Origin of the sequence: Streptomyces sp. SID3343, from assembly GCF_009865215.1 — a bacterium.
Classification (GTDB): Bacteria; Actinomycetota; Actinomycetes; order Streptomycetales; family Streptomycetaceae; genus Embleya.
In genome coordinates this window covers 1-1386 of record NZ_WWJX01000282.1, presented here as the reverse complement: position 1 = coordinate 1386, position 1386 = coordinate 1, and the positions used below count along the sequence as shown (strand labels likewise).

Genomic DNA, 1386 nt, shown 5'->3' with positions numbered 1-1386 from the left:
CGCGCAGGCCCGTCGTCCGTTCGGCGGGCGCGCCGCCGGGGTGCGCCCGGCCGTCGCGGATCCGGTCTCCCGGCTCGAAGTCCCCGTCCGGCGTTCCCTACCGCGCCGGCCCGAACCGCGCCGGCGAGCAGCGCACGTGCTCGCGCACCCCGGCGATCTCGTGTGGGGTGAGGGCAGCGGCCCTGTGGAAGTCCTCGATCACCCGGAAGCCGTTCTGCTGCCCGCGCGCGGTGACCACGCGGCCGGCCCGCTCGTAGTCGAACCCGGGCAGCCCCGCGAGTTCGCCGATGCCGGCGGTGTTGACGTCCAGCGGTTGCGGGGCGGGCGGCGGCACGCTGCCGTACACCCCTTGCGGCGGCCCGTCCCGGTGCGGGTCGTGCGCCCACCGCGGCGAAGGCGCGTGCGGTCCGCCGGCCGCGCCGCCCGCCCACCGGGACACCGGCGGCGGCCCGCCCTGGGTCCACGACGTGGGCGGCGCGGGCGCCATTCGAGGGGCGTAGCGATTGACGATCTCGTCGTTGTGCTCGGCCCGCCAGCGCAGCCACGAGCGGTTGATCAGGAAGGCGTGCGCGATACCGCCGAGCCAGGCCACGAGGAGCAGGGCGCTCGACACGGCCTGCCCGACCGAGCCCTCGTCGCTTTTCCCGGACATGATCAGCACCACGATGCTCAGCACGAAATAGCCGACCCCGGGGCCCCACCAGTCCGCCCGGCGGGCCCGGGCTCCGACGATCACGAAGCCCACGCTCGTGAGCAGGCCGAAGGACAGGATCGGAAACAGGACCCACAGACTGTGTCGGAACCGCCAGCCGCGTTGTGCGAGCAGGTGCCGCCCGCTGTTGCCCGTCGTGCTCACAAACGTCCCGCTCCCCTTGCGATGTGCGCCGACCGGGACGCATCCCGTCGGCCTGGATGCCACTCCCCGACATCCCGACGACCGAAGCCCCACCGACTGCGCATCACTCGCGGCTACCTGAGTTTGAGCGCCAGGAAGAAGTCCACCTTGTCCTCCAGGCGCGCGAGTTGACGGCCCGTCAGCTCTTCGATCCGGCCGATCCTATAACGCAACGTGTTCACGTGTACGTGCAATCGGGCCGCGCACCTGGTCCACGAGCCGTCACAGTCGAGGAAAACCTCCAACGTGGTGATCAGGTCGGCCTGATGACTGGCGTCGTACGCGCGCAGCGGCTCCAGGAGCCGGCCCCGAAAGGCCCGCCGCACGTCCTCGGGCACGGCGGCCAACAGGGCGACGTGCGAGGCGAGTTCGGCGTGGCCGACCACCTCGACCCGGCCGGCCCTGGTGCCCGCGATCCGGCCCGCGTGCCACGCTTCCTCCAGCGCGCCGCGCAGTCCGTCGACGCGGGCCACCCGCGCGCTGACGCCGAT

The 1386-nt window shown here is 72.9% G+C and carries 2 protein-coding genes; both read right to left on the bottom strand.

All coding sequences use genetic code 11. The features are described from left to right. Positions 1 to 97: 97 nt before the first annotated feature. Positions 98 to 856, bottom strand: a complete 759-nt coding sequence (locus tag GT354_RS09765; protein WP_161355876.1) for a helix-hairpin-helix domain-containing protein — start codon at positions 854 to 856, stop codon at positions 98 to 100. A 113-nt stretch (positions 857 to 969) separates the two neighbouring features. Next, the coding region (locus tag GT354_RS09760; RefSeq protein WP_202511701.1) for a helix-turn-helix domain-containing protein at positions 970 to 1386 on the bottom strand (417 nt) is incomplete at its 5' end.